The 25,608-nt window shown below is 67.6% G+C and carries 20 protein-coding genes; 16 read left to right on the top strand and 4 right to left on the bottom strand.

The window, feature by feature from the left end; translation table 11 throughout:
- Window positions 1-31 precede the first annotated feature (31 nt).
- The 9 genes from ASE25_RS11660 to ASE25_RS11620 all read left to right on the top strand — a co-directional run bounded on the left by ASE25_RS11660 (window position 32) and on the right by ASE25_RS11620 (window position 10,933).
- Window positions 32-625, top strand: coding sequence for a hypothetical protein (locus ASE25_RS11660; protein ID WP_056825483.1), 594 nt, complete (start codon window positions 32-34; stop codon window positions 623-625).
- Window positions 622-1,956: a type IV secretion system protein gene (locus ASE25_RS22780; RefSeq protein WP_056825478.1), complete on the top strand. Its 1,335-nt coding sequence runs from the start codon at window positions 622-624 to the stop codon at window positions 1,954-1,956. The genes ASE25_RS11660 and ASE25_RS22780 overlap by 4 nt, the downstream gene beginning before the upstream one ends.
- A 1-nt stretch (window position 1,957) precedes the next feature.
- Complete coding sequence (locus ASE25_RS11650) at window positions 1,958-3,406, top strand: SCO6880 family protein (RefSeq protein ID WP_056825476.1); 1,449 nt, start codon at window positions 1,958-1,960, stop codon at window positions 3,404-3,406.
- Window positions 3,406-4,866, top strand: coding sequence for an ATP-binding protein (locus ASE25_RS11645; RefSeq protein WP_235508642.1), 1,461 nt, complete (start codon window positions 3,406-3,408; stop codon window positions 4,864-4,866). Before ASE25_RS11650 ends, ASE25_RS11645 begins: the two co-directional genes overlap by 1 nt.
- A gap of 121 nt (window positions 4,867-4,987) precedes the next feature.
- Window positions 4,988-6,127, top strand: coding sequence for a tyrosine-type recombinase/integrase (locus ASE25_RS11640; RefSeq protein ID WP_082622829.1), 1,140 nt, complete (start codon window positions 4,988-4,990; stop codon window positions 6,125-6,127).
- A complete protein-coding gene (locus ASE25_RS11635; protein WP_056825472.1) occupies window positions 6,124-7,371 on the top strand; it encodes a tyrosine-type recombinase/integrase in 1,248 nt (415 codons plus the stop codon). Before ASE25_RS11640 ends, ASE25_RS11635 begins: the two co-directional genes overlap by 4 nt.
- A 255-nt stretch (window positions 7,372-7,626) precedes the next feature.
- The gene (locus tag ASE25_RS11630; protein ID WP_056825470.1) at window positions 7,627-8,007 is read left to right on the top strand and encodes a hypothetical protein; all 381 of its coding nucleotides are present in this window, start codon (window positions 7,627-7,629) and stop codon (window positions 8,005-8,007) included.
- A gap of 425 nt (window positions 8,008-8,432) precedes the next feature.
- Entirely contained in the window at window positions 8,433-9,269 is an 837-nt protein-coding gene (locus ASE25_RS22775) for a hypothetical protein (RefSeq protein ID WP_157623397.1), read from the top strand.
- 1,325 nt (window positions 9,270-10,594) lie between these two features.
- Complete coding sequence (locus ASE25_RS11620) at window positions 10,595-10,933, top strand: hypothetical protein (RefSeq protein ID WP_056825465.1); 339 nt, start codon at window positions 10,595-10,597, stop codon at window positions 10,931-10,933.
- 27 nt (window positions 10,934-10,960) lie between these two features.
- On the opposite strand, the gene ASE25_RS11615 is transcribed toward ASE25_RS11620, so the two are convergent.
- On the bottom strand, window positions 10,961-12,157 hold the full coding sequence (locus ASE25_RS11615; RefSeq protein ID WP_056825463.1) for an IS110 family transposase: 1,197 nt from the start codon (window positions 12,155-12,157) through the stop codon (window positions 10,961-10,963).
- Between the two features lie 293 nt (window positions 12,158-12,450).
- Window positions 12,451-13,554, bottom strand: a complete 1,104-nt coding sequence (locus ASE25_RS11610) for a LacI family DNA-binding transcriptional regulator (RefSeq protein ID WP_056825462.1) — start codon at window positions 13,552-13,554, stop codon at window positions 12,451-12,453.
- Window positions 13,555-13,850: 296 nt separating this feature from the next.
- Here ASE25_RS11610 and ASE25_RS11605 point away from each other — a divergent pair, with 296 nt between their 5' ends.
- From ASE25_RS11605 to ASE25_RS11580, 6 genes are all read left to right on the top strand, one after another.
- Window positions 13,851-15,437, top strand: a complete 1,587-nt coding sequence (locus ASE25_RS11605) for an ABC transporter substrate-binding protein (protein ID WP_082622828.1) — start codon at window positions 13,851-13,853, stop codon at window positions 15,435-15,437.
- A gap of 25 nt (window positions 15,438-15,462) precedes the next feature.
- A complete protein-coding gene (locus ASE25_RS11600; protein ID WP_056825458.1) occupies window positions 15,463-16,401 on the top strand; it encodes an ABC transporter permease in 939 nt (312 codons plus the stop codon).
- Window positions 16,398-18,428 carry a dipeptide/oligopeptide/nickel ABC transporter permease/ATP-binding protein gene (locus tag ASE25_RS11595; RefSeq protein ID WP_157623396.1) on the top strand — a complete coding sequence of 677 codons (2,031 nt, stop codon included), beginning with the start codon at window positions 16,398-16,400 and terminating at the stop codon, window positions 18,426-18,428. The genes ASE25_RS11600 and ASE25_RS11595 overlap by 4 nt, the downstream gene beginning before the upstream one ends.
- Window positions 18,425-19,663 carry an ABC transporter ATP-binding protein gene (locus ASE25_RS11590; RefSeq protein ID WP_082622827.1) on the top strand — a complete coding sequence of 413 codons (1,239 nt, stop codon included), beginning with the start codon at window positions 18,425-18,427 and terminating at the stop codon, window positions 19,661-19,663. Before ASE25_RS11595 ends, ASE25_RS11590 begins: the two co-directional genes overlap by 4 nt.
- The gene (locus tag ASE25_RS11585; RefSeq protein ID WP_056825454.1) at window positions 19,660-20,832 is read left to right on the top strand and encodes a serine hydrolase; all 1,173 of its coding nucleotides are present in this window, start codon (window positions 19,660-19,662) and stop codon (window positions 20,830-20,832) included. The genes ASE25_RS11590 and ASE25_RS11585 overlap by 4 nt, the downstream gene beginning before the upstream one ends.
- A 72-nt stretch (window positions 20,833-20,904) precedes the next feature.
- Entirely contained in the window at window positions 20,905-21,858 is a 954-nt protein-coding gene (locus ASE25_RS11580) for an alpha/beta hydrolase (protein ID WP_056825452.1), read from the top strand.
- Between the two features lie 409 nt (window positions 21,859-22,267).
- Here the strand turns inward: ASE25_RS11580 and ASE25_RS11575 are convergent, their stop codons facing one another.
- Together ASE25_RS11575 and ASE25_RS11570 are read right to left on the bottom strand one after the other, a co-directional pair.
- Window positions 22,268-22,465 carry a hypothetical protein gene (locus ASE25_RS11575; RefSeq protein ID WP_056825450.1) on the bottom strand — a complete coding sequence of 66 codons (198 nt, stop codon included), beginning with the start codon at window positions 22,463-22,465 and terminating at the stop codon, window positions 22,268-22,270.
- Window positions 22,466-22,625: 160 nt separating this feature from the next.
- Entirely contained in the window at window positions 22,626-23,579 is a 954-nt protein-coding gene (locus tag ASE25_RS11570; RefSeq protein ID WP_056825447.1) for a hypothetical protein, read from the bottom strand.
- Between the two features lie 202 nt (window positions 23,580-23,781).
- On the opposite strand from ASE25_RS11570, the gene ASE25_RS11565 reads away from it, so the two are divergent.
- Entirely contained in the window at window positions 23,782-25,539 is a 1,758-nt protein-coding gene (locus ASE25_RS11565; protein ID WP_056825774.1) for a TraM recognition domain-containing protein, read from the top strand.
- Window positions 25,540-25,608 lie beyond the last annotated feature (69 nt).

Genomic DNA, 25,608 nt, shown 5'->3' with positions numbered 1-25,608 from the left:
CACTCAGTCGTCCGAGCCGACCAAGGATCCAGTGACGACTGAGATCGAGCGCCTTCGAGCCGCGGCACGAGTCGCACCCGGGCCGCCGGGGCGGCGCATTACCGGCGACTTCTCTCAACAGCCCGACCTGTACGCCGCTGAGTTCGTCCGCCGTCTCCTGACCCAGGACTACCGGACGTCGCGAGCCGAGCACCTCGCCTGGGTGCAGTCAGAAGCCGCCCAGACCTCCGAGCCGCTCGTCATCGGGCTGGTGCCGAAGGAGCTGCGCGACCATCTCGCCGTCTACTCCGTGACCGACGCTGTAAGCCAGCCGCCTGCTGTCCTCGGACAGAACGAGTGGACCGCCCTCGGACTGCAGGACGCCTACACCACCGTCCGCATCGAAGGGGTGACAGAGCCGATGGCGTGGAGCACCGCCGTCTCGAGCGGGAGAATCAGCGACCCGGGCATCACCGGACGTGAGGTCGCCGCCGCCGTCACCCTCCACTACCGAAAGGAGGGGAAGGCCGTGACGTCGACGTCCTCCGTAGCCATGACGCTCAACATTCAAGGGCCACCGACGCGCGCGTCGTGGGGTTTCGTCACTGCGGTCACCTATTCGTCCCTGGCGGTGAGCGCGTCATGAGCTGCGACGGCATCATGGCGGCCAACCCGATGTGTCTCGTCGCCCAAGCGGCAGCGGGAACCGCGGGGGCCGCGTCCAACGTCGTCGACGGGGCCTTCAGCAACATCGCCGGCTACTTCGGGCTCGCAGCTCAGAACGCCACCACCTGGCTGTGGCAGCAGATCGGCGAGGCGACCACGCTGGATCTGGCCTCGCCGGCTCTCGCGCGGGAGATGGCGATCACCGGCGCGATCGCGGCCACTCTATGTCTCGGCCTCTTCATCATCCAGGTCACCACCGCTGCCCTCCGGGGGCATCCGGTGACTTTGGGCCGCGCCCTGAGCGGCCTCCTCATCAGTTTCGTGGGGTCCGCGCTCGCCTTGGCGACGACGCGCGTCGTCCTCGGAGCCGTCGACGCCCTCAGCGACGGAGTCGTCCGCTTCACGATGGACACGCAGATGGGCGCCCTCGGTGGCAAGCTGTCCTTCGTCGGGCTCGCCCAGATGCAGAACCCTGCCGTCGTGATCCTTCTGGCGATCGTCATCATCTTCGCGGCAGTCGTCGTCTGGGCGGCCATGATGATCCGCAAGCTGATGCTCATCGTGGCCGCCGTGCTGGCCCCTTTGGCTTTTGCCGGGGCGACGGCCGACTTCACACGCGCCTGGGTGCGTCGCTGGATCGAGTTCGTCGCGGCCATGATCGTCTCCAAGCTGCTCCTCGTCATCATCCTGAGCATCGGCGTCGCCGTCCTCAACGGCGCCGGGCAGTCCGGCACTGGCGTGGGTCAGACCGTCACCCAGCTCGCCGGCGGTTCCTTGATCCTGCTGCTGGGCGGGCTGGCTCCCTGGGTGGCGATCCGCATGTTCCACTTCGCCGGCGACACCCTTCACTCTGCGCACGCCACGGCGCGGCAGGCCTCGGTCGGCGCGCAGACCCTGGTCAGCGCACCCCAGAAGGTCAGCGCGATCCAGGCACAGGGCCGCGCACTCGCCTCCGTTGGATCGTCCGGACACAGCCGCGGCGGCAAGAGCGGTGGCGGTATGCCGCCGCCTCCCCCGCGCCCCGCTCCCCCGGGACCCGCGGGCCCGCCGCCGGGCCCGGGATCCGGACTTGCGGCCGGTGCCACAGGACCGGCTGGAGCAGCCAGCGCGGGAGGCGCCGCAGCCGCCGCCTCGCTGGCTGCCCCAGCTGCCGCAGTCGCCGGGGTCGCCCTCGGAGGCAAGGCCATAGCCATGAAGGCCGGCGACGTCGCTACCAACCCACCCGGGGTCTCTTCCCCCGGCGGTGGCCCGAGCGCCGCCATCCAGGAGTCGCCCCTGAAGCAGCCACTCACCCACGGCTCGAGGAGCTGACATGACCGACGCCACGACCACCACCCCGATGACCGTCCGATTCGGACGCCTCCCCCGGCGGGGCCTGCTCCTCGGGCTCTCTTCGTCACGCATTCTCTGCCTGAGCATCTCCGCGCTCGTCTTCGTCCCCGCGATCTTCCTGGGCAGCTCGACCGGCGCGGGGCTGACGGCACCGCTCTGGGGTGGACTCATCGCCCTCGCCTTTGTCCGCTGGCACGGCCGACCCGCCGTCGAGTCGCTCCCCACGGCGGGGCACTACGCGGTGCGGAAGCTCAACGGTCAGACCAAGTTCCGCGCGCGCCCATCGGCGCCGCGACCCGGCGGCACGCTCGCCCTCCCCGGCGACGCAGCCGCGCTTCGCTTCCTCATCGACGAGGAGTCCGGCGCCGCGATGCTGCACGACCCACACGGGCACACGCTCACCGCGGTGGCTCTCGTGCGTCACCCGGCATACGTGCTCCTGTCCAGCGACGAGCAGGCGAGACGCGTTCACGGATGGGGTCGAGCGCTGGCCAACCTGGCCGCGTCCGGGACCGGCTGCCGGCTGCAGGTGCTCGAGGTGTCGCTACCGGACGCGGGTCGCGGCATCACCGGCTGGTGGGAGGTCAACGGTGTCAAGCAGCCGGGCCAATGGGCCGTGCACCAGTACGAGTCGCTCATGAAAACAGCGGCGCCGGCAGCATCGACCCACCGCACGGTTCTCGCGCTCTCGCTCGACCTCCGCAGCGCCCGGGCACACATCAAGCAGGCGGGACGTGGACTCCGCGGGGCCGCCGCGTTCCTACGACAGGAGATGACGTCCCTCGAGGCGGCGCTCCGCGCCGCCGACCTGTCGCTTGCCACATGGCTCAACGAGAGCGAGCTCGCGGCGACTCTGCGTGAATCGTTCGAGCCCGGGCACGAGACGGGTGACGCCGGCACTCAGACGCTGGCGAGTGCTGGTCCGGTGGCCATGGACGAAGAGTGGGACCACGTCCGCCACGACACGGCATACTCCGCCGTGCTCTGGATCTGCGAGTGGCCGCGGGTCGGTGCGCCGCCGTACTTCCTGCACTCGCTGGTCTTCCAGCCCGGCATCCGCAAGACACTCTCGATGACGATCCAGCCGATCCCCGCGGATGCCGCGATGCGTGACATCCGGAAGGCCAAGGTCGAGTACGCCACCGAGGCGGCGCAGAAGGCCAAGATCGGCGCCATCGCCGACCTCTCGGACAGTGCCGAACGCGACGACGTCCTCGAACGCGAACGGGCGCTCATCAGCGGCCACGCGGACGTCAAGTTCACCGGCCTCATTTCCATCACTGCGCCGTCGCGGGATGAGCTCGAAGCATCAGTCGCGGAGATCTCGCGCGCCGCCATCCAGTGCGGGTGCGAGACGCGACGGCTCTACGGGCAGCAGGCCCGAGCCTTCGTCTCGGCTTCACTTCCGCTCGCGCGAAAGGTGAGCTGATGTCGTCAGCAGGAGCGTCAGGAACCTTCTATGCGCCACAGGGCACCAAGCGTCGACGTGGTCGGCATGAGAAGCCACCGGCTGCTCGCTCGGGTGACGAGGCACCTAGCAGACGCAATGGTGACGAAGACTCGCAGCGATTCCTTCCTGTCGAGGGAGAGAGCGGCCCTGAGGCTGGACGGTCCTATCGCCGGCTTCGGCTGCCGGGACACCGCGCCACCTCCGACGTGGTCGCTGGCGCCTACCCCTTCCTTGCGGAGGCTGGTCTTGGGAGCGAAGGCGTCTACGTCGGTCAGGACGCCTGGTCGGGAGGTGGCTTCTGCTTCGACCCCTGGGTGCTCTATCGCCAAGGCATCATCACGAATCCGAACTGCTTGCTCGCCGGGGTCGTCGGGAAGGGAAAGTCATGCCTCGCCAAGTCGTTGGCGACTCGGTCGATCGCCTTCGGGCGGCGGGTCTACGTGCCGGGCGACCCGAAGGGTGAATGGTCCGTCGTCGCCAAGGCGGTCGGTGGCGCCGCTATCCAGCTCGGAGGCGGGTCAAGCAACCGTCTGAACCCGCTGGACCCCGGGCCTCGCGACCCGGCGCTCCCTGACTCCCAGTGGCACCTACTGGTCGCCAACCGGCGACGCGCCCTGGTCGGGTCACTGGCCCAGTCGGCACTCGGGCGGCCTCTGGTGTCCGTGGAGCACACCGCCCTCGACGTTGCGCTGGCCGGCGCAGCTGCGGCGGCGGTCGAACCGACGTTGCCGATGGTCGTCGATCTGCTCTTGGAGCCACAGTCTGCACTTCCTGGCTCAACCGCCGCTGAGCTCGCACGCGACGGGCGCGACCTTGCCCATGCCATGCGGCGTTTGGTCGCCGGTGACCTCAGCGGCCTGTTCGACGGACCCTCAACCCTCACCTTCGACCCGACTCTGCCGATGGTCTCGTTGGACCTTTCGCAGATTCAGGGCTCCGATCAGCTCATCGCGATGGTGATGACGTGCGCCTCGGCATGGATGGAGTCGGCGCTGTCCACACCCGACGGAGGGCAGCGATGGGTCATCTACGACGAGGCCTGGCGGCTCATGCGCCAGCCGGCCCTGCTCGCCCGCATGCAGTCCCAATGGAAGCTGTCGCGCGGCCTGGGCATCGCGAACCTTCTCATCGTGCACCGGCTGTCGGACCTTGACGCCGTGGGCAACGCTGGCTCGGAGTCACGTGCCCTCGCTCGAGGTCTGCTCGGCGACTGCTCAACGAAGATCGTCTACCAGCAGGAGGTCAGCGAAGCACCCCAAACGGCACTCGAGCTCGGTCTGTCATCGGCGGAGCGCGCCCAACTCCCGGATCTCCAACGCGGCGAAGGGCTCTGGCGTGTTGGCCAGAGGGCATTCGTAGTTCGGCACGTGGCGACGGACGACGAGCTAACGCTGTTTGACACCAACTCGCGCATGGAGCTCTCAAGGTCGACTGGATGAGTCCCGCCCGCTCTTACCTCAGGCGTTCATGATCTACCGGATCTGCTTGATATGTGGGTGATCCTTCGGGGTCGCCGGCGCTCCTACGTTGGGGTGTCCGTTCTCCTCGAGGAGGCCCCGTATGCCGCAGGTCGCGCCGTGTCTGATCCCGTCCACTGAGCCACGACACGAGCCGTTCGGTGATCCGCTGCTCGATGCGTATGTGGAGTTCTTGTCCGGGCGCTGCAGGCCGAACTCGGTGCTGGCGGCGCGGTTCGACCTGACGGTGTTCTTCCGGGTGGTGGCCAAGCCGACCGAGGCAGTGACGGCGACGGACGTGCTGGGGTTCATCACGGCCCAGCGCAGCGGCTCCGCGCACCTTCCGGACCCCCTGCTCGCTGCGGCCGACGGTGACACGGTCGGGGTGTCGCTGCGTACCGTGCGTCGCCGACTGTCCACGATCGCAGGGCTGTACGCGTTCCTGACTGCCCGAGGCGACGTGCCCGCGAGCCCGGTCCCGCGCGGGCTGCCGACCCGCCGCGAACGGCACCGCCCAACCCAAGGCGTGCCGTTGGTGCGGGCGCCGGGACGGACGCTGCCGCGGATCCTGACCCCGACCGAGGTCGATGCCCTCACCGCGGCGTTGCGTACGCACCGGGACCGGGCCATGGTCGCCGCGATGCTCCTCGGCGGGTTGCGGCGCTGCGAGGTCCTGGGGCTGCGGCTGGAGGATGTCCGCGCCGCGGAGCGGTGGCTGTTCATCGCTGAGGGCAAGGGCGGCCACCAACGGTTCGTGCCGATCTCGTCCCGTTTCTTCGAGCACCTGGCCGCCTACCTGGAACAGGAGCGCCCCGCGGACGCCGACACCGACGCGGTGTTCCTGGTGTTGAAGCGTCCCCGGCGGGGCCGGCCGTTGAGCGCGTACGGCCTGGACGAGGTCCTCGACGGCGCCCGCGCGAGGGCGGGGTTGGCGCATGCGTCGTGTCATGAGCTGCGGCACACCTGCCTGACCCGGTTGCGGGAGGCCGGGATGCCGTTGGAGGCCGTCCAGGCCCAGGCCGGGCACGCCTCGATCGAGTCGACGAGGATCTATCTGCACCTGGCGGATGACTGGCTCGCCTCCCAGTACCGCCGCGCCGCGGAGGTCATCGACGCCCAGGTCTTCGCCGGCACGTCCCCTACACCAGGTGCGCCGACCGTCCCGCCCGTGCCACCGCATCTTCGTGACCGGCAAGATCGTCCGGACCAGGCCCCGGTCCCGGGCTTCAGGAGGCTGCGGTGAGCGGCCCGCTGCTGCTGCCGACCTGGGAGCAGCTCGAGGCGACCCACCCGCACGTGGTGGCCACGATGCGCGCCTACCTGGCCCAGGTCGCCTGCGTCCTACGCCCGGGCAGCGTCACCGGCGCGGACCTCGCGCTGCGTTCCTTCACCACCTACCTCGCCGCGGAACACCCAGCCCTACAACGAGTTCGGGACATCGACCGGCCGCACATCGAGGGCTTCAAACCCTGGCTCGCGGCCCGACCAGGACAGAACAAGGCCCGCGTCACCCCGGCCACCATCGCCCACCGACTCGGCACGCTGCGGGTGTTCTTCACCCGGATCGACGAATGGGGCTGGGACGACGCCCCGCCCCGGGTGCCGATGTTCCTCGGCGACGTCCCCCGCCAACACCACGCCCTACCCAAAGCCCTCGACGACCCGACCGCGGCCAAGCTGCTCCGCGCCGCGCAAGCCGACCGGCGGATGCTCGTCGGGGTCACCGTCGAGTTCCTCCTACGCACCGGCCTACGCGTCGGGGAGTACACCGCCCTCGCAGCCGACGCCGTCGTCCTGATCGGTGACACCCACTGGCTCCACGTCCCCGTCGGCAAGCTCCACGAAGACCGCTACCTGCCACTGCACCCGCGCATCGTCGAGCTCGTGAACGCCTACCGCACCGCGCACGTCCCCACCGGCCACCCGCTGCTGCTGCCCAGGGAGAACGGCAAAGCGCTCGACCGGCACACCGTCACCCGGTTCATCAACCGAGCCGGCTCCACGGCAGGGCTCGGCCACATCCACCCCCACCAGCTTCGGCACACCCTGGCCACCCAGGCCATCAACCGCGGCATGTCCATCGAAGCCATCGCCGCGATGCTCGGCCACAAGTCCCTGGACATGACCCTCGTGTACGCCAAGATCGCCAACCGCACCGTCGCCGAGGAGTACTTCACCGTCGCCGAGAAAGTCGAAGCCCTCTACGCCCAACCAGCCCAGCTGCCCGCCGAGGACCTCGGCCCGAACATGGCCCGGCTCAACCGCGAACACCACCGCATGCTCGGCAATGGCTACTGCGTCCGCCCCAAGACCATGGACTGCCAGTACGAGAACATCTGCGAGTCCTGCACGTTCTTTCAGACCACCATCGAGTTCCGACCCACCCTGCTGGCCCAACGCGCCGACGCCTGCGCCAAAGGCCAAACCCGACGCGCCGAGATCTACGACAACCTCATCACCGGCCTCGACACCACCGAAGCCTCTTGACACCGATCACCCACATAATGCCGATGAGCGAGCGTCTGCAAGACTCCGGATCAACCTATGCCGGAGCGCTCGAGGCTCATGGGGACGGCCACCTCTGTCGCGTGGTAAGCAAGAGCCGTGCGCAGGTGTCACCAGGAGCGAGTGACGGTCCATGAGGCCGGGCATGCGGTTGCCTATTTGGTTATCGGTCGTCCAATCGTGCGAGCAATCGCCAAGACAGACGAACACGAGGTCCAACCGGTTCGTGGATTGCACGTGAACCTGAACGATGAAGCTGTTGCTTTCGCCGCCGGCTGGGCCGCAGAGGAACGATGGTTACGGCTCATCGGATTGGACGAGGAGGAGATCTACAACGTCTGGTTGAACGGTGGTCACCACGACGACCGAGGTAAGCTCGAGGCCCTTGCGGCGCAGGTAGAAGCAATCTCAGTCGAGGACACCGAACAGCGCGCCGAGGGCTTGATGCTCACCCATTGGGACCTAGTCCTTACCGTTGCGGGAGCATTGAGCGCCAAGTCCCAGCTCAACCAACAAGACCTAGTTGAGCTTGCTTCGAACCACGGAGTCCACTTCGAGTTGGGTGATGAGGCGGTTTCGAGGACGTCCGTCTACCGGAACGATGGGGGGCCACTTTGAGTGGACCTGAGGCCAGGCCCCGGCGGCTTCAGTGGCTCCTAGATGTCGGTGCCCGAGTGGGAGCACTCATGCCGAGGAAGCAAGCCCGGGCAAGACTCGAGTCCGCGGAATCTACATGGACCGGTCCAGACCTATGGCGTAACTGGCAGGCGTACACGGCCGGTCAGGGATTCCAAGGCGGGTACGAGGCCATTTTGTACTCCGATGCTCATGTCGTTGGTGAGATCGCGGATGGCCTTGAGCCTTACAAAATCTTCAACGCACTCGGCATCCCGCCTGCTGGGGGCAGTGTCAGCGCTTCGGCCGGTGCGGTGGTTCGAGTTGGGTGGTACCTGCAGGTTCGCGCACCAGTCGATCCCAACGGACCGCAGGCCCCTCGGAAGTCCGTCACTGATCATTACGTCGCCGTTCCGCTCGCTGATCAGATGGCATGCCTGCTGAGCCTCATACTGGGCGCGCGATTCAGAAGTGGAGGTGAAGTCCGCGACTTCTCGGCCGATCCCGAGGCCGACCCTGCGGGCCGGCCGAGCTTTTTCATGCATCGGCAGCCTGCACTCGCGTCACCTCAGCGAGGGACGCTTCTACCGGGCATTGCAGGGCGGCAGGTTGATCTCAGTACCGCTAAGTCCGGCCTCGAAAGCTTCTTCTCACTGGATCCTAAGCATGCGACCGCCGTTGTCCGGGCAGCCAGGCTGTACCGACAGGCGCTTTGGGTTGCTGACGATGATGGGGAGCTCGCATGGCTCCTTCTCGTTAGCGCCGTCGAGACGGCAGCGACCCTCTGGCATACGCGGGACACCTCGCAACTCGACCTCTTGCTTCAAACGAACCCAGAACTGGCGGATCTGCTCCGGGACGCGGGAGGTGAGGGCCTGGTGGCTCGTGCGGCTGAGCTCATGAAGCTGAACAGGCCCACGGCCGCAACTCAGCAGTTCCTTCTGAAGTTCGGAGCTACGCCACCCACTGAGCGACCTCCTGAATGGGCACAACTCGACTTCTCGAAACTCCAGAAGGCAATCAATCTCATCTACTCATACCGATCTCAGGTGCTTCACGCGGGAGCGCCGTTTCCCGGGCCTTTGCTCGAACCTCCTTCTGTATGGGACTTGGAGGTACCAGCAGAAGTCCCGTCTGGTCACTGGACCCAGTACGGGGACCACACCCTCTGGATGGCGAAGGATCTTCCGATGCACTTCCACACCTTCGCCGGCATCGTTCGGCGGGCACTCTTGGCCTGGCTGGACGAACTAGCACGGCGATAGATTGGTGTTCCGATGCCTACAGGCTTCGATGGGCCACCACCAACGTCCCGTCATGCGCGCCGACGGCGCCTCCCCCGGCGCGCCGTTGGGGCTACGGAAGAGTGGCTCCGGTGCGGGGAGAACCGCACTCGAAGCGGAACAGGCTCGGAGCCTATCGCCCCTCGCGCATCCGCTTTGCCGCGTACTCAGCCCAGTCAGCAACGTGGCCGCTGCCCTCGCCTCGGGACTGGCGCAAGAGAGCCATGCGGCGAAGGTGCGTCTTATTGTGCATTGCAGAGGGATCTTCACCGATGTAGGTCATCACGTTGGCTGCCACGGCGTCTGCGCAGTCCAGAAGAGGAAAGAGAGCACTCGTAACCAGTGTGGCGGGGTCGCCCTCCACGCCCTGCAAGAACCACGGGTGCAGGTGTGAGGCGCCAGAGTTCACGGCATACATGCGCTCTTCCCCCGGCGTATATCGCTGGGCCAACTCGGTCATCTTCAGTGACACGTTGGCAATCGGACCATCTTCCAGGCTCACTGACTTCGGGTCGCCAGACGGCGATGCCTTCCCAAAGTTGAGAACGAACCCACCGTCACGGAGTAGTCGCTGGGCCTCGCGTCGCGCAGCGTCGACGCGTGAGAGATCCCCATTGACGGTAGATGAGGGGAACAACTGAAGGACCGAACGGGCGCTGTGTGTGTCGCGGATTAGTTGAGCTGCGCAGCGTGCAAGTCGCTCGTGGGTCGAAATCTTAGGGTCTGTAAGGGAACAGAGCTGAAGAGCGGCCTCGTGGACTGATCGTCCGAGCGCGAAGGCGGGAAGCGGCAACATGGCCTGTTCCGTCAGCATTCGACCTACGCCGGCGAGCATCTGTGCGGTTGAAACTGCTATAACGGCTGCTGAGTACCTTCCCCAGGCCAGGACGGAGTGAAGGTGACCTCGTTGCCGTCTCGGTCTCGATTCAATGGTCAAGATGTCGGCAGCCAAAGGCGAGCCCGGCCGAGGAGCGTCCAGCGCGTCATGGGCCCGGCGGAGGGCTGTGCCCAACTGGGCACTCTCTTGCTCGAGGCAACGTGCAGCCAAGATGGAGGCCGAGGGAGACTTCACGATGATGACCTACTCTTGGAGAACTGATGGCGGGACAGGAAGCAGTGGGTGCTTCATCGCATTGTTGCTTGGAACAAGCTCACAAAGTTTGTAACCACTTCCTCGCTTGGGGGCGAAACTCTACGTTGAAGGCCGAACCTGTAAGCCCGGAAGCTCCGCTCGCCCGGTGATCCCGCGCCGAGGACGACGTCCGAATCTGCCGCAAGTGGGGCGACGCATCGGTAATGCTGGCGCTGTGATCACACGGGACTCATTCGCCGACCAACTCCGGGCTGCCGTTCCGGAGGCCAAGCCTGTCGTTGCGGAGCACTTGGCTGACAATGATGAGGAGTTGCTGCTCCATCTCCTCATGGGCGACCTTCAGCGAATGGCGGTCAGCGCCTTCGACGACGGCGACCTGGAACTCACTCGACGCCTGCTTGACTTCGTTGACCAGTCATTCCGGGATGGTGATGCAGACGTCAACAACGCGGTGGCGGTCTCTTTCGTCGAGCACTTCGGTGCGCTTCCCCTTGAGTCCGACGCCCTCCTCGATCTGTGGCCGTCGGCCTTGCGCCGGGAACTGGGTCGCTAGAACGCACTCATCTGGCTCCCCTCTGTGTCAAGAGGCCGATGCGTGCGCCTTTGGTGGTGTGGCCTTTCGGGGTGGCGGGGTCGGGCGTAGCGTCGGTGTTGCGGGTCCGGGAAGTGGCTGGTCCGAAGTGTCGATGTGCGGGTGCAGGTCGACCGCGCTGGATTGAAGAGTCGCCCCGCAGTGCCCTCCCGGGCCCGTGTCGGCTGCTCGCGCGTCGGCGACGAGGCGTCGGTACACGACATCGGACAGACGCCGTTTGAGGCAGCGCAGTGCTTCCATCCGAGTCTTCCCGGCGGCGACCTTCCGCAGGAAGTACGCCCGGCCTGGGGTGTCGTGACGCAGCTGGACGATGGCCGCGATGTGCAGCACGTGGTTCATCCGCCGGTTCCCGGCCCGGGACAGACGATGCCGGACATGCTCCCCGGAAGACGCGTCTAGCGGGGCCGTGCCGGTCCAGGAGGCGAACCGGTTCCGGTCGGCGAACCGGGCGATGTCCCCGACGTCGGCCAAGATGCGTGCGGCCCCTGCCGGCCCGACACCGGTGATCTCCATCAGGCTCGACCCGCGCCCCAGGACCGCCGCGCGTAGCTCGGCCTTGATCGTCTTCAGCTTCGCATCGACCGCGACCAGGTCGGCCAGCTCCTCCGCGGCCATCCGGCGCCGGATCTTCCCGGCAACGTCCCGTGGCCGCACCGAGGCCAGGATCGCCTTGGCCTGCAGGGCGGACAGGTCTCGCTTCCGTTGTCCTGGAACGAGTTCCGACAGCAGCCGCTGAAGCCGGTTCACCGTTTGCACCCGACGCTGGGCCAGTTCGTCGCGACGGTCGGCCAACATCCGTAGGGCCTCGAGCTCACCGTCAGGAGCCAACTCACGCAGCCCCGCGGTGCGCACCGCGACCATCGCGATGGAGTGCGCATCGAGCACGTCGGTCTTGCGGTTGTGGCCGGTGTCGAACAGCCGAACCCTGGCGGCAAGCTTCGCCGGGACGTCCACGACCCGCTCCCCGTCGGCGAGGAGTCGCTGGGCCAGTGGCCTTCCAGCCCCGTTGGCTCCCTCGACGGCCCACGCTCTTTGCCGCCACGACTTCACGTAGCTGCGCATCGCGGCGTAGCCGGCCTTGTCGGTCGTGAACCGGCCCGACCCCAGCAAATGGCCGTGTTGGTCGACGACCTCGATGGTGGCCGACAGCTTGTGGGGATCGACCCCGATGATCACGCCCGTCATGGCGCCTCCTGCACTCCTCGAACCGATAGGGAGAACGGCGAGGTGGGCAGTGCTACTACGAGCTGGGCAGTCCCCTCTTGAGCCACGCCTCGTCACGGTGCCCGACGAGGCGCAGTCCAGTTGAGAGCCACACCCGAGCGAGCCGGGTGGGCAGCCGCGATTGAGAGCGTCCCGCCGAGCACCTAGATCGAGTCTGGCCCGACATCGATCATGCGTGAAGTCTCTTAGTAGCCGCGTTGAGCGGGGTCCTGCCGAGGAAGTCGTATCGGGACGTCCCTTGCGCGGTCAGTGCCTCAGGATGGGTGAGGCGTGCTGATGGAGTTGCCCTGGTGAAGGGTCATGCGGATGGCGTGTTTGCCGGTGCGCGGCTTCTCGGACATCAGCAGGTCGACGGCTAGAGCGCCCATTTCCTCGTGGGGTAGGGCGATGGAGTTGAGTGATGGCTGGAGCCAGCCGGCAAGGTCTGAGTGGTCGAACGACACGATAGACACGTCTTCTGGGATGCGCAGTCCTGCAGCGGCGAGGGCCTGGTAAGCGCCGAAGGCGAGGCGGTCGTTGGCACAGATGAGCGCTGTGGGCCTCGTACCGTGGGCGAGCAGGTTGGCTACCGCCTCGCGCCCGTTACGCGGTTCCCAGTTGTCGGTCTCGCTGATGCCGGCAAGCCGCAGGTTGGCGTGGGCCAGTTCTTCTTTCACCCCGGCGAGTCGGTCGAGAACGGCGGTGCCCACGCGTCCACCCCATTCGGGGCCTCCCCGGAAGTCCGATGTTGGTCCGCCGATGTAGTGAATGCGGTCGCGGTGGCCATGGCGCAACAGCGCCTGGGCCGCTGTCCGCCCGGCCCCCACCTCGTCCGGGATGACCATGGGGACGCGATCGTCAGATGCGCAGCAGTTCAGCAGCACAAGCGGGACTCCCCGGAGTACGTCGGGGATGGTCACGTTCTGAGTGAACATGGACGCGTAGACAAACCCGTCAACCCGGCGGTCGAGGAGGTTGTGCAGCAGGCGCTCCTCGGTGTCCTTCTCGCCGAGCGTCTCGGCGATGAACATCACCGTGTCGTGCTTGCGGGCCTGGTCGAGGGCCGCGCCGATGATGCGGTTGGCGTAGGGGGTGCTGGCCACGAACTCGGACACGAGCGCGATGGTGCCGGACTGCCCGGTGCGCAGGATCTGGGAGGTCACGTCCGGGCGGTAGCCCAGGGTTGCGGCGGCCGAGCGCACCCGTGCCTGTGTCTCCTCGGAGATGCGCTGATCGGTGCGCCCGGTCATGACGAAGGACGCCGCAGAACGCGACACGCCAGCGGCCTCGGCGACCTGCGCCAGGGTGACCCGACGGGACCCGGCGCCGGCCTGGCCGCGGCTTGGTCTGGTGGACTTCCGCTTCGACTTCGCGGACATGGCCGGCCTCTTCTCGGGACCAGGCGCTGCTTCGGGAAGGGCATTCCCTATGCGGTCACGCTGCGAGTGGTCGGGGTCATCAGGAGAGGAGTCGGCTGAGTGGCTCTGCGCGGTCACGTGGCTCGTCCTTTCGCTCCGGTGTGGCTGCCCTCCCACCCTAGTGGAGGCGTGGCGCCTGGGCTAGACCGCGTTAGCCCGACTGCTATATCGGGTTAGCCCTTGACAGTTCCCAACTGACGCGTCTAACCTCCGGAAAGTCGCTAAACGCAGTTAGCACTGAGCCAACGGAGTCTTAGATGTCCTCGAACCCTGCTTTCCGACCCAGCCGCCGCGCCCTGACCCGAGCCGCTGTCGTCGCTGCCGTCCTGCCGGTAGTGGCGCTCTCGGCGTGCTCCCGCGCCGGGACGAACACCGCAAGTGCCTCCGCTGCCCCCAGCGAGCTGACGTTCGGCACCCAGGCCGGCCCGCCCTCGCTGAACCCCGCCGTGGGCGACCCGGCCTACGGCGCGACCTACCAGTGGGCCTACGACCCGCTGGTCGTCATGCAGCCGGACGGCACCTTCGCGCCGGGGCTCGCCGTCAAGTTCGGCTACGTCGCAGGCAGCAGCAACAAGGTCTACGAGATGACGCTGCGAAACGGGGTGAAGTTCAGCGACGGGGAAACCCTGGACGCCAAGGCCGTCAAGACCTACCTCGACTACCTGCGGGCACAGAAGACCGGCTCGCTGGCCCCACTGCTCGCCAACGTCACCACCATCGACGCCACCGGTCCGATGACCGTCCGGATCACGCTCAAGAGCAGCGACCCCAGCCTGACGTTCAACTTCGCCCAGGCCTTCGGGCTCGGCAACATCGCCAGCCCCAAAGCGGTGGCCAACCCCAGCACTCTGGACAAGAGCACGGCCGGGGCCGGCCCGTACATGCTCGACGCCGCCCAGACCGTCAGCGGCGACCACTACACGTTCGTGCCCAACCCGAACTACTGGAACAAGGACCGGCAGCACTGGAAGAAGGTGACGCTGCGGGTCATCGCCAACCCGTCCTCGATGATCCAGTCGATGCGCTCGGGTCAGGTCCAGGCCGCGCTCGGTGACCCGACCACGCTCTCAGCCGCCAAGAGCGCCGGGCTCAACGTCATCGCCCCGCCGCAGGCCATGTCCGGGCTCAACCTGCTCGATCGCAGTGGCACCATCAGCAAGCCAGTTGGCGATGTGCGGGTCCGGCAGGCGCTGAACTACGCCGTCGACCGCAAGGCCATCGCGAAGGCGCTCTACGGCGACGAGGCCCTCGCGTTGAGCCAGTACTCGCTCACCGGGCAAGCCGCGTACGACACGGCGCTGAACGAGCGCTACCCCTACGACGTTGCCAAGGCAAAGCAGCTTCTCGCCGAGGCCGGGTACCCGAACGGGATCACACTCGAGTCGATCGACACGACGGTGGCCGGTCTGAACAAGCTGATGCAGGCGATCTCCGGACAGCTGTCCGCTGCCGGGGTGACGCTGAAGATCACGACGAAGCCGGGCGTCAATGACTACGTCATCGGGATGCTGTCGACCAAGTACCCCACCGCGGTCATGGGTTATGGCCTGGCCAACATGGCAAGCCTGTACGCCGGGTTCATCAACCCCGCCGGACCCTTCAACCCCTTCCACTACAAGGACGCCGAGCTCGACAAGCTGTACGCCCAGTACTACGCAGCCGACGAGGAGCAGGGCGCGGCGCTGCAGAAGCAGATCAACGCCCGCCTGGTCGAGCAGGCCTGGTCGGTCCCTGTGGTCGGGGCACCGCTGAGCTACTACACGACCAAGGGCATCACCGGCCTCGACGCCACCTCTGGGAACTCGGGCGTGCCATGGCTGACCGAGATCAGGCCGGCCGGCTGAGCGCGGACCGGACGGAGATCACCTGATGCTCAGACTCGTCGCACGGCGGCTCCTGTGGTCCGTGCCACTCGTCCTGGCCGCTGCCGCCGTATCCTTCATCGCTGTCGGTCTCCTCCCCGGTGATGCTGCCCGCTCGTTGCTGGGGCAGAACGCCACAGAGGAACAGCTGCAGGAGGCCCGTCACCAGCTCGGCCTGGACCTTCCACTGTGGGAGCAGTACTGGCACTGGCTGACCAACGCCCTGCACGGCGACCTCGGCACTTCACTGATCAGCCGCACCCCGGTGGTCGACGAGCTGAACTCCAGGATCGGTGCCTCCCTCTCGCTGATCATCGGTGCCACGCTCTTGGCCGCTGTGGTCGGGATCGCCCTCGGTGTGCGCGGCGCCCGCCGTGGGCGCATCGGCCGACTGGTCGACACCGTGTCGGTGATCGGGTTGGCCGTGCCGGACTTCTGGCTCGGGCTCATCCTCGTCGTGGTGTTCGCCGTCGAGCTGCAGCTGTTCCCCCCGAACGGCTACGTGGATCCGCTCGAAGACCCGATCGGGTGGGCCAGCTCCCTCGTCCTGCCCGTTATCACCCTTGCGGTTCCGGCCGTCGCGATCATCGCCAAACAGACCCGCGACGCCGTCGCCACGGCGCTGGATCGCCCCTTCGTGCGGACCCTGCGAGCGGCCGGCATCTCCGACCGTTCGATCCTCTTCCGTCACGCACTGCGCAACGCCGCGATCCCGATCCTCACCGTCGTCGGGCTGGTGTTCGTCGGTGCCCTGAGCGGCACGGTCGCAGTGGAGTTCATCTTCGCCATCCCAGGTCTGGGCAGCACCGCCGTGCAGGCCACCGCTGCCCATGACTTCCCCCTCATCCAAGGAGTCGTCGTGTACTTCACCCTCATCGTCATCGTGGTGAACCTCGCCGTGGACCTGGCGTACGGCTACTTCAACCCCAGGGTGCGTCTGACATGACCGAGAACTCAGTCCTCAGCGAGCCAATCGCAGCCCTCGGACCATCGGGGACGGCCGAGATGCCGGGCGCGACCACGGCGCGAGCCCGCTGGGCGCGTTCACTGCTTCGCCAGCCGCGCGGGTTCACCGCAGTGACATACCTGGCCCTGTTGGTCCTCGCGGGGCTGCTCGCCTCGAGCATCGCACCGTTCCCACCGGACCAGCAGAGCCTGTCAGAGGTCCTTCAAGGACCATCAACCACCCACCTGCTCGGCACCGACACCCTTGGGCGGGACGTGCTGAGCCGGTTGCTGTACGGCATCATCCCGTCGCTGCAGAACTCCCTCATCGCGCTTGTCGTGTTCCTCGTCCTCGGCATCCCGGTCGGGATCATCGCCGGGTACAGAGGCGGTAGGTTCGACGCCATCGTGGGGCGTGTGACCGAGCTGATGTTGGCGGTTCCCCCGATCATCCTCGTGCTGGTCGTGCTCGGCGTGTTCTCCTCGAGCCCGTCGGCGGCGATGGTCACCCTCGCGGTCCTGGCCGCGCCTGGTCTGGTGCGGGTCGTCCGAGGGGCGACGCTCGTGGTCCGGGAGGAGCTGTTCGTGACCGCCGCCAAGGTGGCCGGAGTCCGCAACGCCCGCATCATGGCGACCCACATCCTGCGCCGCGTCCTGGGCCCCATCCTCGCGCAGGCGACGGTCTTCGCCGGGGTCACCCTGGGCGTGCAGGCCGCCCTCGCGTTCCTGGGTCTGCTCAGCTCCGACAGTCCCACGTGGGGTGGGATGATCGGCGAGGCCTCGACCGTCATCACCGAGACATCGTGGCTGTTGATTCCTCCGGGCGTGATCCTTGCCGTGACCGTCCTGGCCCTCGGGCTGCTCGGAGACACCATCCGGGACCTCACCTCCGGGGAGGCCACCAACTCCGCGCGGCCCAGCCGCCGATCCCGCAGAGCAGCCGCCGCCCGGCGCGACGCACAGCCTGCGTCCAAAGAAGCCACGGCGCACGAGAGGACGCCCACACTTCGTCCCGGAGAGGTAACCCTCGAGGCGCGGAGCTCGGCGTTGCTCGAAGTGCGGCACCTCGCCGTCACCACTGCTGGGCCGCAGCCGACCACGCTGGTCGACGACGCGACCTTCGTCATCCACCTCGGGGAGGTCGTCGGCGTCGTCGGAGAGTCCGGCTGCGGCAAGAGCGTCACCGCACTGGCCGTGCTGGGTCTGCTGCCGGAGGGCCTCACCGCGTCCGCGGGGGAGGTGATCTTCCAAGGCACTGACCTGGTAGCCGGCGGCCCGGCCGCCTACCGTGCCATTCGCGGCTCGGGCATCGGGTACGTCGCTCAAGACGCGCTGGGAAGCCTCGACCCGACCCACACCATCGGCAGTCAGCTGATGGAGGTCATCGCCGTCCACGATGACACGTCGCACACCCAGCGGCGGACTCGAGCGATCGAGCTGCTCGAGCAGGTGAAGATCCCGGATCCGGAGCGAGTGCTGCGCACCTACCCGCACGAGATCTCCGGCGGCATGGCTCAACGCGTAAACATCGCCATCGCCCTGGCCGGCCGGCCGCAGCTGCTGGTCGCCGACGAACCGACCACCGCACTGGACGTGACCGTGCAGGGCGAGATCCTGCGGTTGCTGCGCGAGCTGCAGCAGAGCACACAGATGGCCGTTCTGCTGATCACCCACGACTGGGGCGTGATCGCCGGGATCGCCGACCGGGCGGTTGTCATGTACGCCGGTGAGGTCGTCGAACGCGCCGACGTGCAGACCCTCTTCACCCACCCCCGGTTCCCTTATACGGCGGCGCTGCTCGCCGCCGAGCCGAGCCTGGCTGCCGAAAGCTCGCGCCTGCCGACCCTGCCGGGCAGGGTCCCGCCACCCGGATCCTGGCCAACCGGATGCCGGTTCGCGAGCCGGTGCACCTTCGCACGTGACCAGTGCACGCGGGCCCCCATCCCCCTCCTGGCCGTATCGGGCCAGTCGGACACCCGCTGCATCCGCATCGAAGAGCTTGTCAGCGAAGGAGCGATGCCGCGATGAGCACCATGGACTCCACCGACGTCACCGCCGTCGACGACACGACCATGCCCGTCCTACAGGTGGCCAACCTTCGGGTCGGGTTCCGCCGCCGCCGCGCCGAGAACACGTTCTGGGCCTTGGACGATGTCAGCCTCACCGTGCCCCAAGGCCGCACCATGGGCCTCATCGGCGAGTCCGGCTCCGGCAAGTCGACCCTCGCCAACGCCGTCCTCGGGCTGGTGCCGGTCCAGTCCGGCACCGTCCAGCTCGACGGCAAGGACATCACCACCCTGTCCGGAGCACCACGCCGGTCCCTCGGCCGGACCCTGCAGGCAGTGTTCCAAGACCCGAACAGCTCTCTGAACCCGTCCTGGACCATCGGGCGCAGCCTGGCCGAACCCATGCGCGCCCAAGGCGTGCCGTCCAAGAGCGAGATCCGGACACGCACCGCCCAGATGCTCGAGGATGTCGGCCTGAGCCCCGATGCGGCCGACCGGCTGCCGGGCCAGTTCTCCGGAGGACAGCGCCAACGCATCTCGATCGCGCGGGCCCTGATGACCTCACCCCGGCTCGTCATCTGCGACGAGTCCGTCAGCGCCCTGGACCTGTCCGTGCAGGCACAGATCCTCAACCTGCTCAGCGACCTGCAGGAGGAGCACGGAGTGAGCTACCTGTTCATCTCCCACGACATGTCCGTCGTGCGGCACGTCTGCCACGACGTCACCGTCCTCTACCGGGGCCAGGTCATGGAGGTCGGGCCCACCCGCCTCGTCACCGCGCAGCCAGCCCACCCTTACACGCACGAGCTGCTGCTCTCCGCGCCCGTGGCCGACCCCACGATCCAACGCGCACGGCAACAGCAGCGCCAGCTCGTCCACGAGGCCAAGCTGCCCCAGCCCGCCCTGCCCGCAGACGTTTCGGGCGGAGCCGGCAGCTGTGCCTTCGTGTCGCGCTGTCCCGTCGCCCGCGACATCTGCAGCCGACAACGGCCCCCGCTGCGGCTGCTGCCGGACGGGCGGTCAGTGGCGTGCCACCGCTACCCCGAATGGCGAAGCGAGGTGCCCGACACGACCCTCCCGGCCCCTTCCGCCACTGGGGGACGCAGCATCCCAGAGGTGGCACCTCCCGATCCCGCGGGGGAGCCTCACGCTGACGGCGATGGTCTGCGCGCCGACCGCGGCGCCGTGTCGTCCGTCCAAGACCAGTTTGCGCCGAGCCGAGCGCCTCAATACCGATCCATGCAGGAGTCGTCATGACCGTCACCAAGTACGAGGGAGACGTCGCCGAAGGTTTCGGGCGCGTCGCCGACGCGTTCGTCGCCAACTTCGATGAGCGCGGCGACACCGGCGCTGCCTGCGCGGTCTACGTCGGCGGGAAGCTACTCGTTGACCTCTGGGCCGGTACCACCAACCGCACGGGAGGCACCGAGCACCCCGACGGCTCTGACGGTGCCCCGTTCACCCACGACACTCGTAGCGTGCTGTTCTCCGTCAGCAAGGGAGTCACCACCGTCTGCCTACTCATGGCGGCCGAAGCAGGCCAGCTCGAGCTCGACTACCCGGTCGCGCACTACTGGCCGGAGTTCGCCGCAAACGGCAAGGACGCCATCACCGTCCGGCAGGTCCTCGCCCACCAGGCCGGGTTGATCGCGCCTACCGAGCCGCTCACCGCGCAACAGGTCCAAGACTGGACGCCCGTCACCCAGGCGCTCGAGAAGCAGGCGCCGCTGTGGGCCCCGGGCACCGCATACGCCTACCACGCCATGACGGTGGGATGGCTCGCCGGGGAGGTGCTGCGCCGGGCCACTGGATCGCGACCGAGCCAGTGGCTACGCGAGAAGATCACCGAGCCACTCGGCCTGCACATGACCTTCGGAGCGCACCTGGACGACCCCGACCTGGCCCTGATCGGAGAGCCCCTACCCGCCGCGCCCGACGCGACGCCCGCCATCGACACCGTCGACGCAGCAATGCTCGACCGGGTGATGGGTCTGGGCGCCTTCGACGGGCTGGATCTGTTCAGCGCCGTGAACCGGGCTGACTGGCTGGAGCCTGAGATCCCCGCCGGGAACCTCGTCACCACCGCCCACGACCTCGCCAAGCTCTACGCCGCAACCGTCAGCGACGTGGACGGGGTGCGGCTGCTGCAGCCTGGCACCGTCCGTGACGCCCGGCTCCCACTCTCGGTCGGCGCACCGTACGTCGGCGTCGACGAGGGCAACCGGTGGGGAACTGGCTTCATGACCGACTCCCTCCGCCGGCGCATGACGGGCGCCGGAAGTTTCGGCCACGACGGCGCCGGTGGTCAGCTGGGGTTCGCCAACCTCGAGCAGCAGCTCTCCTTCGGGTACCAAACCCTCCGCCCCGGCGGTGTACCTGACGACCGCGCCGAAGCGCTCTGCCGGGCCCTCCGCGCCTGCCTGTAACCAACGTTCAACTCCGTAGCGCAGCGTGCGACAGTTCGCGTGCTGCCAGCCCAAACTAAAGGACACACCGCCATGCCTCTCGACCCGTTCCTCGAGCCGCTCGTCGCCAACCTGCCGCCCGTCCCCGAGCAGATCGATGACTTCCCCGCCTTCCGCGCCCAGGACGCCGCAGGCGCCGCTGTGATGGTCGAGCAGTTCACCGAGCCCGGTCCGCCAGTGCGGTCCCGTCGCACCGTGACCATCCCCGTCAACGGCGGGAACATCGACCTCAAGATCTTTTACCCCGAAGGCGACGGGCCGCACCCGGCTCACCTCTACATCCACGGCGGAGGCTGGATCGCGGGCACCATCCACACCCCGTACATCGACATCACCTGCCAGGAACGCTGCGCCGGCGCGGACTGCGTCGTGGTGACCGTCGAGTACCGCAAAGCCCCGGAACACCAGTTCCCCACCGGGCTCAACGACTGCCACGCGGCGCTCATGTGGATGTTCGATCACGCCGACGAGCTCGGGATCCAGGTCGATCGGGTCAGCGTCGGTGGCGGATCCGCTGGCGCCAACCTCGCGGCCGCCCTGTGCCTCAAACTGCGAGACGAAAACGGACCCAAGCTGGCCCTACAACTGCTCGAGGTCCCTGCCCTCGACCTCACCCTCGCCAGCCCATCGATGCACAGGAACGCCACCGGATACGGCCTCGACCTGACCACCATCGAACAACTGCTGCCGTACTACCTGCCAGCCCCCGAGGACGCCACCCAACCCTACGCCTCGCCGCTTCTGGCCAGCGACCTATCCGGTCTGCCGCCGGCGTACATCATGTCCGCCGAGTACGACCCGCTCTGCGATGACGGCCAGCGGTACGCCGACCGCCTCAACGCGGCCGGGGTCAACGCGACGTACTCGCTGCAGGAAGGGCACATCCACGTCTCGTCCGCGCTCACAAAGGTGATGCCTTCCGCCCGCGACTGGCGCACCGAGATGATCGCCGCACTCAACAAAGCCAACGTCGGTTTGTCCCAGTAGTGCAGCGGTGATCAGACGCCCCAGGCGGTCATGCCTCTGCCGAGTCAGTGCGTGCCTGGGGCCCAGGTGTGGGGGTCGGGTTTTCTTCGCTCTTGCTGAGCTGGCGCCGTGCGTCTAAGGAAACGCCGAGGAGGGGGTCGAGCTGCCGCGGGGAGAGTCGAAGGGGGAATCCGACGACGTCGGCGATTACGTCCGAAAACAGTTCGATCTCGCCGAGCAGCTGATTGTCGACGAGCTCCCCACCGCACTCGGGTGGGAAACGCAGGTACCGGATTTGTCCGTAGGGCGGGCAACCACAGGACCATCGACGCGGCAAAGCCGACCCACCACATCAGAAGTTGGTCACGAGAACATCCTCTATTGCCGCAGACCGGTAGATCGATGGGCCAGCCGCGCGTCCGTGCATGGGCTACTTCGCGGGCCTGAACTCCCCGCGCGGCGGCTCCTCTTCGACCGGCGACATGCCGGGGAGGATCCCCACCTCGGCGAGTTCTTCGACGGTGAGGCTGGCCCAGCCATCTGGCGACGACAGCCGTTCAAGCATTCCCGGCGTCACGAAGACGGTCTTCCCCGCGACCTCGTATGGCAACTTGTCATCGGTCGGCACCCGACGAACGTACCTCGCCGCAGGTCCTCGGGGTGTCTCTGCGAGACGTCCGGTCATGCCGCCTTGAAGGCGCCTACGCTCGCCCCCTTCATGGCGCGTTTACGGCCAACACCTTGCCGCCCCAGGGAGCGGGCTCATGAAGTTTGCCTTGCTTGCCCGGTCACAGCGCTTCTGCGGGATCAACGTCTGGTCTAGCTCGGTGGAGTCGCACGGCGTGCCGGAGCACGCCCGCGGCGGCGGACGCGTCTGCCTCTACCTCGACGACGAACGGCTCGACGACCGTCACCCTCGTGGGTTCGGCTGAGCCCCAAGCGAAGGTGCGCTGGAACGTCTCCCCAGTGGGGTGCAACAAGGGGGCCAGGGATCTGCCGACGGTCCTGGACAGCGAGGTCGTCGACCCGGCCGTGGCCGGCTGGCCCTCATCGTCCACGACACCAGGGAAGGCCAGTACCAATCCCGTCGGTGACGCCCCGTCGCCAGTGAACCCGATCGCGAGCATGTCAAGCGTCCGCCTGGCCTTGACCTTCCACCAGACTCGTTGACCCGGCGTCCTCGGATAGGTGCTGACAGCATCCTTGATGACGAGACCTTCAATGCCACCAGCCGTCAGTGTGCCGAACCACTCACGCGCCAGGAGCAGGTCGTCCGTCTGCTGGCACACCACGATGGGCGAGGCAATGCCGCCCAACGCATGCTCGAGCACAGCACGCCGCTCCCGCAACGGACGGCCCCGCAGATCCTCTCCCCCGGCAGCGAGGACGTCGAAGACAACCAGCTGCGCCGGCCGCCGCGCAGCGACGGCGCGGATCCGCCGACCGGCTGTCATCCGAGTCTGGAGCCCCTCGAAGTCGAGACGACCGGCAACCGGGTCCCACGCGATCACCTCTCCGTCCAGGACCAGGTCCTCGGGCAGTCGCGCAGCCAGGACAGGCGCGAGGTCCGGGAACAGGGGCGTGAGGTTGGTGCCGTTGCGGCTATAGATGCGACCTCCCCCAACCAGAGCGCGATAGCCGTCCCACTTCGGCTCCCACACCAGATTCTGAGCCCCCTGCGGTGTGAGGTCATCAACGGGGCGGGCCAACGCGACCGGTGCACGCAGCGACACGACAGGCATGTCATCCAGCCTGCCCCATGCCGCCCGGCGCCCGGCCGCAATTCGTGTGACGCCAACAGGCCGCCCTTCCAAGTCCATCCGTGACAGCGATGGTGTCAGTCGCCTGGGCTGACACCGGCGTGGAACTGCGCCTTTCGGCTCGCCGATTACGTCAGCCGAGGGCGCACCTTCGATCGTGCCCCCGGCGGCACCTATGCGATTCATGACCGACGCATCACGGCCCTTGCCCGCGAGCGACTCCGCTGCGCTCGGCGCCCTGGCGACGGCTCTTGGTGTGAGCGGGCTGCTGTGGCTGGCCGCCACCTTCCAAGCGTGGTTCCACAGCAGCCCGGCTCCGAAGTTCTCCGGCGGTCGAGTCCTATCTGTTCTGCTGCACCCTGATCAACCAGCCGCCGCGTGGGGCCATAGCGGTGGTTCCACGCCAGAGTTCTGGTGCCTGGCGTTCGCGCTCGGTTTGTCTGCTGGAGGCGTGGCCTACGCCATCCATCGCGGCTGCCGGGCACGAACTCAGCGGGTGGCGTGGCACCACCGCGCCGGCATGGCCACCCGCTCGGACATCGCTCGTGCCGCGGGAGCAGGTCGGCTCAAAGGTCGCATCCAGACGCTCCGGCCGTCGACCACCGCGGCATCAGTCCATGACGTCGCGCACGCGGTCGGGCTCAGCACTGGCATCAAGTGCTTCATCACGGTCGAGGACTCCACCGTCGTCTTGGGGCCGCCGCGCTCCGGCAAGGGCCTGCATCTCGTCATCCCAGCCATCCTCGACGCACCCGGGGCAGTGGTAACGACGAGCACCCGTCCCGACAACATCACAGCGACACTGCGCGCCCGGCAATCTGCTGGCCCAGTGGCCGTTTTCGATCCGCAAGGCCTCGCACCCGGGGTGCCTTCGACAGCTCGATGGTCACCGATCCGCGGCTGTGAGGACCCGCACGTCGCGATGATCCGCGCCAAGGCGCTCACCAAAGGCGCGGCTTCCGGCACCACAGACGCGAACTTCTGGCAGTCCTCCGCCGAGCAGGCTGTGCGCGCACTTCTTCACGCCGCTGCCCTTGGCCATTGCGACGCGGGGGATCTCTACCGGTGGTCGCTGTCCGCGGTCCATGCCCGCGAAGCGGTCATGATCCTCAGCACGAGCCCACACGCGGCGCAGGCGTGGCACCAAGGGCTCGACTCCATCATCAGCGCCGACCCCAGGCAGCGCGACTCCGTCTGGGCCATGGTCTCGATCGCCTTCGCCGCCCTCGCCGACCCTCGCGTCCTCGATGCCGTCTCCCCCGCCGAGGGCGAGCAGCTCGACCCAGCGCACGTCCTGGCCAACAACGGCACCGTCTACCTGCTCGGCACCTCGACCGGCGCCGCCGCGACAGCGGGTCTGGTCGGGGCGTTCCTCGAGGACGTCCTCGAGGTCGCCCGGCGCAAGGCCGCCGGCTCCCCCGGCTCACGCCTCGACCCTCCCCTGTCGATGATCCTCGACGAGGCCGCGAACTACCCACTCCCCTCGCTTGCCTCGCTCATGTCCGACGGCGGCGGCTCCGGCATCGCCACGACCGTCGTGCTCCAGTCCCTGGCGCAAGCCAGAGCCGTGTGGGGCGAGCACGCGGCGTCGGCCATCTGGGACGCCGCCATCGTCAAGCTCATCCTCGGCGGCGGGTCCAACGCCCGCGACCTAGACGACCTGTCCAAGCTCATCGGCACCCGACCCAAAGACGTCACCAGCCGCAGCACCGGCCATGACGGGCGACACTCGACCTCGACGTCCACGAGCGAGGTGCCGATTCTGACGCCGGCCGAGCTGCGGACCCTGCCTTTCGGGTCGGCTGTGCTCCTCATGCGCTCGGCGCCACCGATCGCGCTCACCATGAGCCCCTGGACCAAGCGCAAGGATGCCAAGAGCCTCACTGCCGCGCGCCAGGATCTCGAGCAGAGGATTCGCGGTGCGAGCCTCGTCAGTCCCTGACCCCACCGCCCGACGGACCCGACGGACCCGGCGGGCGCGCCGGGCTGCCTACGACGCGTACCTCAACTC

This window comes from Terrabacter sp. Root85 (assembly GCF_001429185.1).
Classification (GTDB): Bacteria; Actinomycetota; Actinomycetes; order Actinomycetales; family Dermatophilaceae; genus Terrabacter.
This window is presented reverse-complemented; position numbering and strand designations above follow the sequence as displayed.

What these genes read in the sequence shown, in the direction of transcription:
- ASE25_RS22780 (WP_056825478.1), top strand. Translation starts at nt 622, where the DNA reads ATGAGCTGCGACGGCATCATGGCGGCCAACCCGATGTGTCTCGTCGCC.
- ASE25_RS11650 (WP_056825476.1), top strand. Translation starts at nt 1,958, where the DNA reads ATGACCGACGCCACGACCACCACCCCGATGACCGTCCGATTCGGACGC.
- ASE25_RS11645 (WP_235508642.1), top strand. Translation starts at nt 3,406, where the DNA reads ATGTCGTCAGCAGGAGCGTCAGGAACCTTCTATGCGCCACAGGGCACC.
- ASE25_RS11640 (WP_082622829.1), top strand. Translation starts at nt 4,988, where the DNA reads ATGCCGCAGGTCGCGCCGTGTCTGATCCCGTCCACTGAGCCACGACAC.
- ASE25_RS22775 (WP_157623397.1), top strand. Translation starts at nt 8,433, where the DNA reads ATGGCATGCCTGCTGAGCCTCATACTGGGCGCGCGATTCAGAAGTGGA.
- ASE25_RS11615 (WP_056825463.1), bottom strand. Translation starts at nt 12,157, where the DNA reads ATGACGGGCGTGATCATCGGGGTCGATCCCCACAAGCTGTCGGCCACC.
- ASE25_RS11610 (WP_056825462.1), bottom strand. Translation starts at nt 13,554, where the DNA reads ATGTCCGCGAAGTCGAAGCGGAAGTCCACCAGACCAAGCCGCGGCCAG.
- ASE25_RS11605 (WP_082622828.1), top strand. Translation starts at nt 13,851, where the DNA reads ATGTCCTCGAACCCTGCTTTCCGACCCAGCCGCCGCGCCCTGACCCGA.
- ASE25_RS11600 (WP_056825458.1), top strand. Translation starts at nt 15,463, where the DNA reads ATGCTCAGACTCGTCGCACGGCGGCTCCTGTGGTCCGTGCCACTCGTC.
- ASE25_RS11595 (WP_157623396.1), top strand. Translation starts at nt 16,398, where the DNA reads ATGACCGAGAACTCAGTCCTCAGCGAGCCAATCGCAGCCCTCGGACCA.
- ASE25_RS11590 (WP_082622827.1), top strand. Translation starts at nt 18,425, where the DNA reads ATGAGCACCATGGACTCCACCGACGTCACCGCCGTCGACGACACGACC.
- ASE25_RS11585 (WP_056825454.1), top strand. Translation starts at nt 19,660, where the DNA reads ATGACCGTCACCAAGTACGAGGGAGACGTCGCCGAAGGTTTCGGGCGC.
- ASE25_RS11580 (WP_056825452.1), top strand. Translation starts at nt 20,905, where the DNA reads ATGCCTCTCGACCCGTTCCTCGAGCCGCTCGTCGCCAACCTGCCGCCC.
- ASE25_RS11570 (WP_056825447.1), bottom strand. Translation starts at nt 23,579, where the DNA reads ATGCCTGTCGTGTCGCTGCGTGCACCGGTCGCGTTGGCCCGCCCCGTT.
- ASE25_RS11565 (WP_056825774.1), top strand. Translation starts at nt 23,782, where the DNA reads ATGACCGACGCATCACGGCCCTTGCCCGCGAGCGACTCCGCTGCGCTC.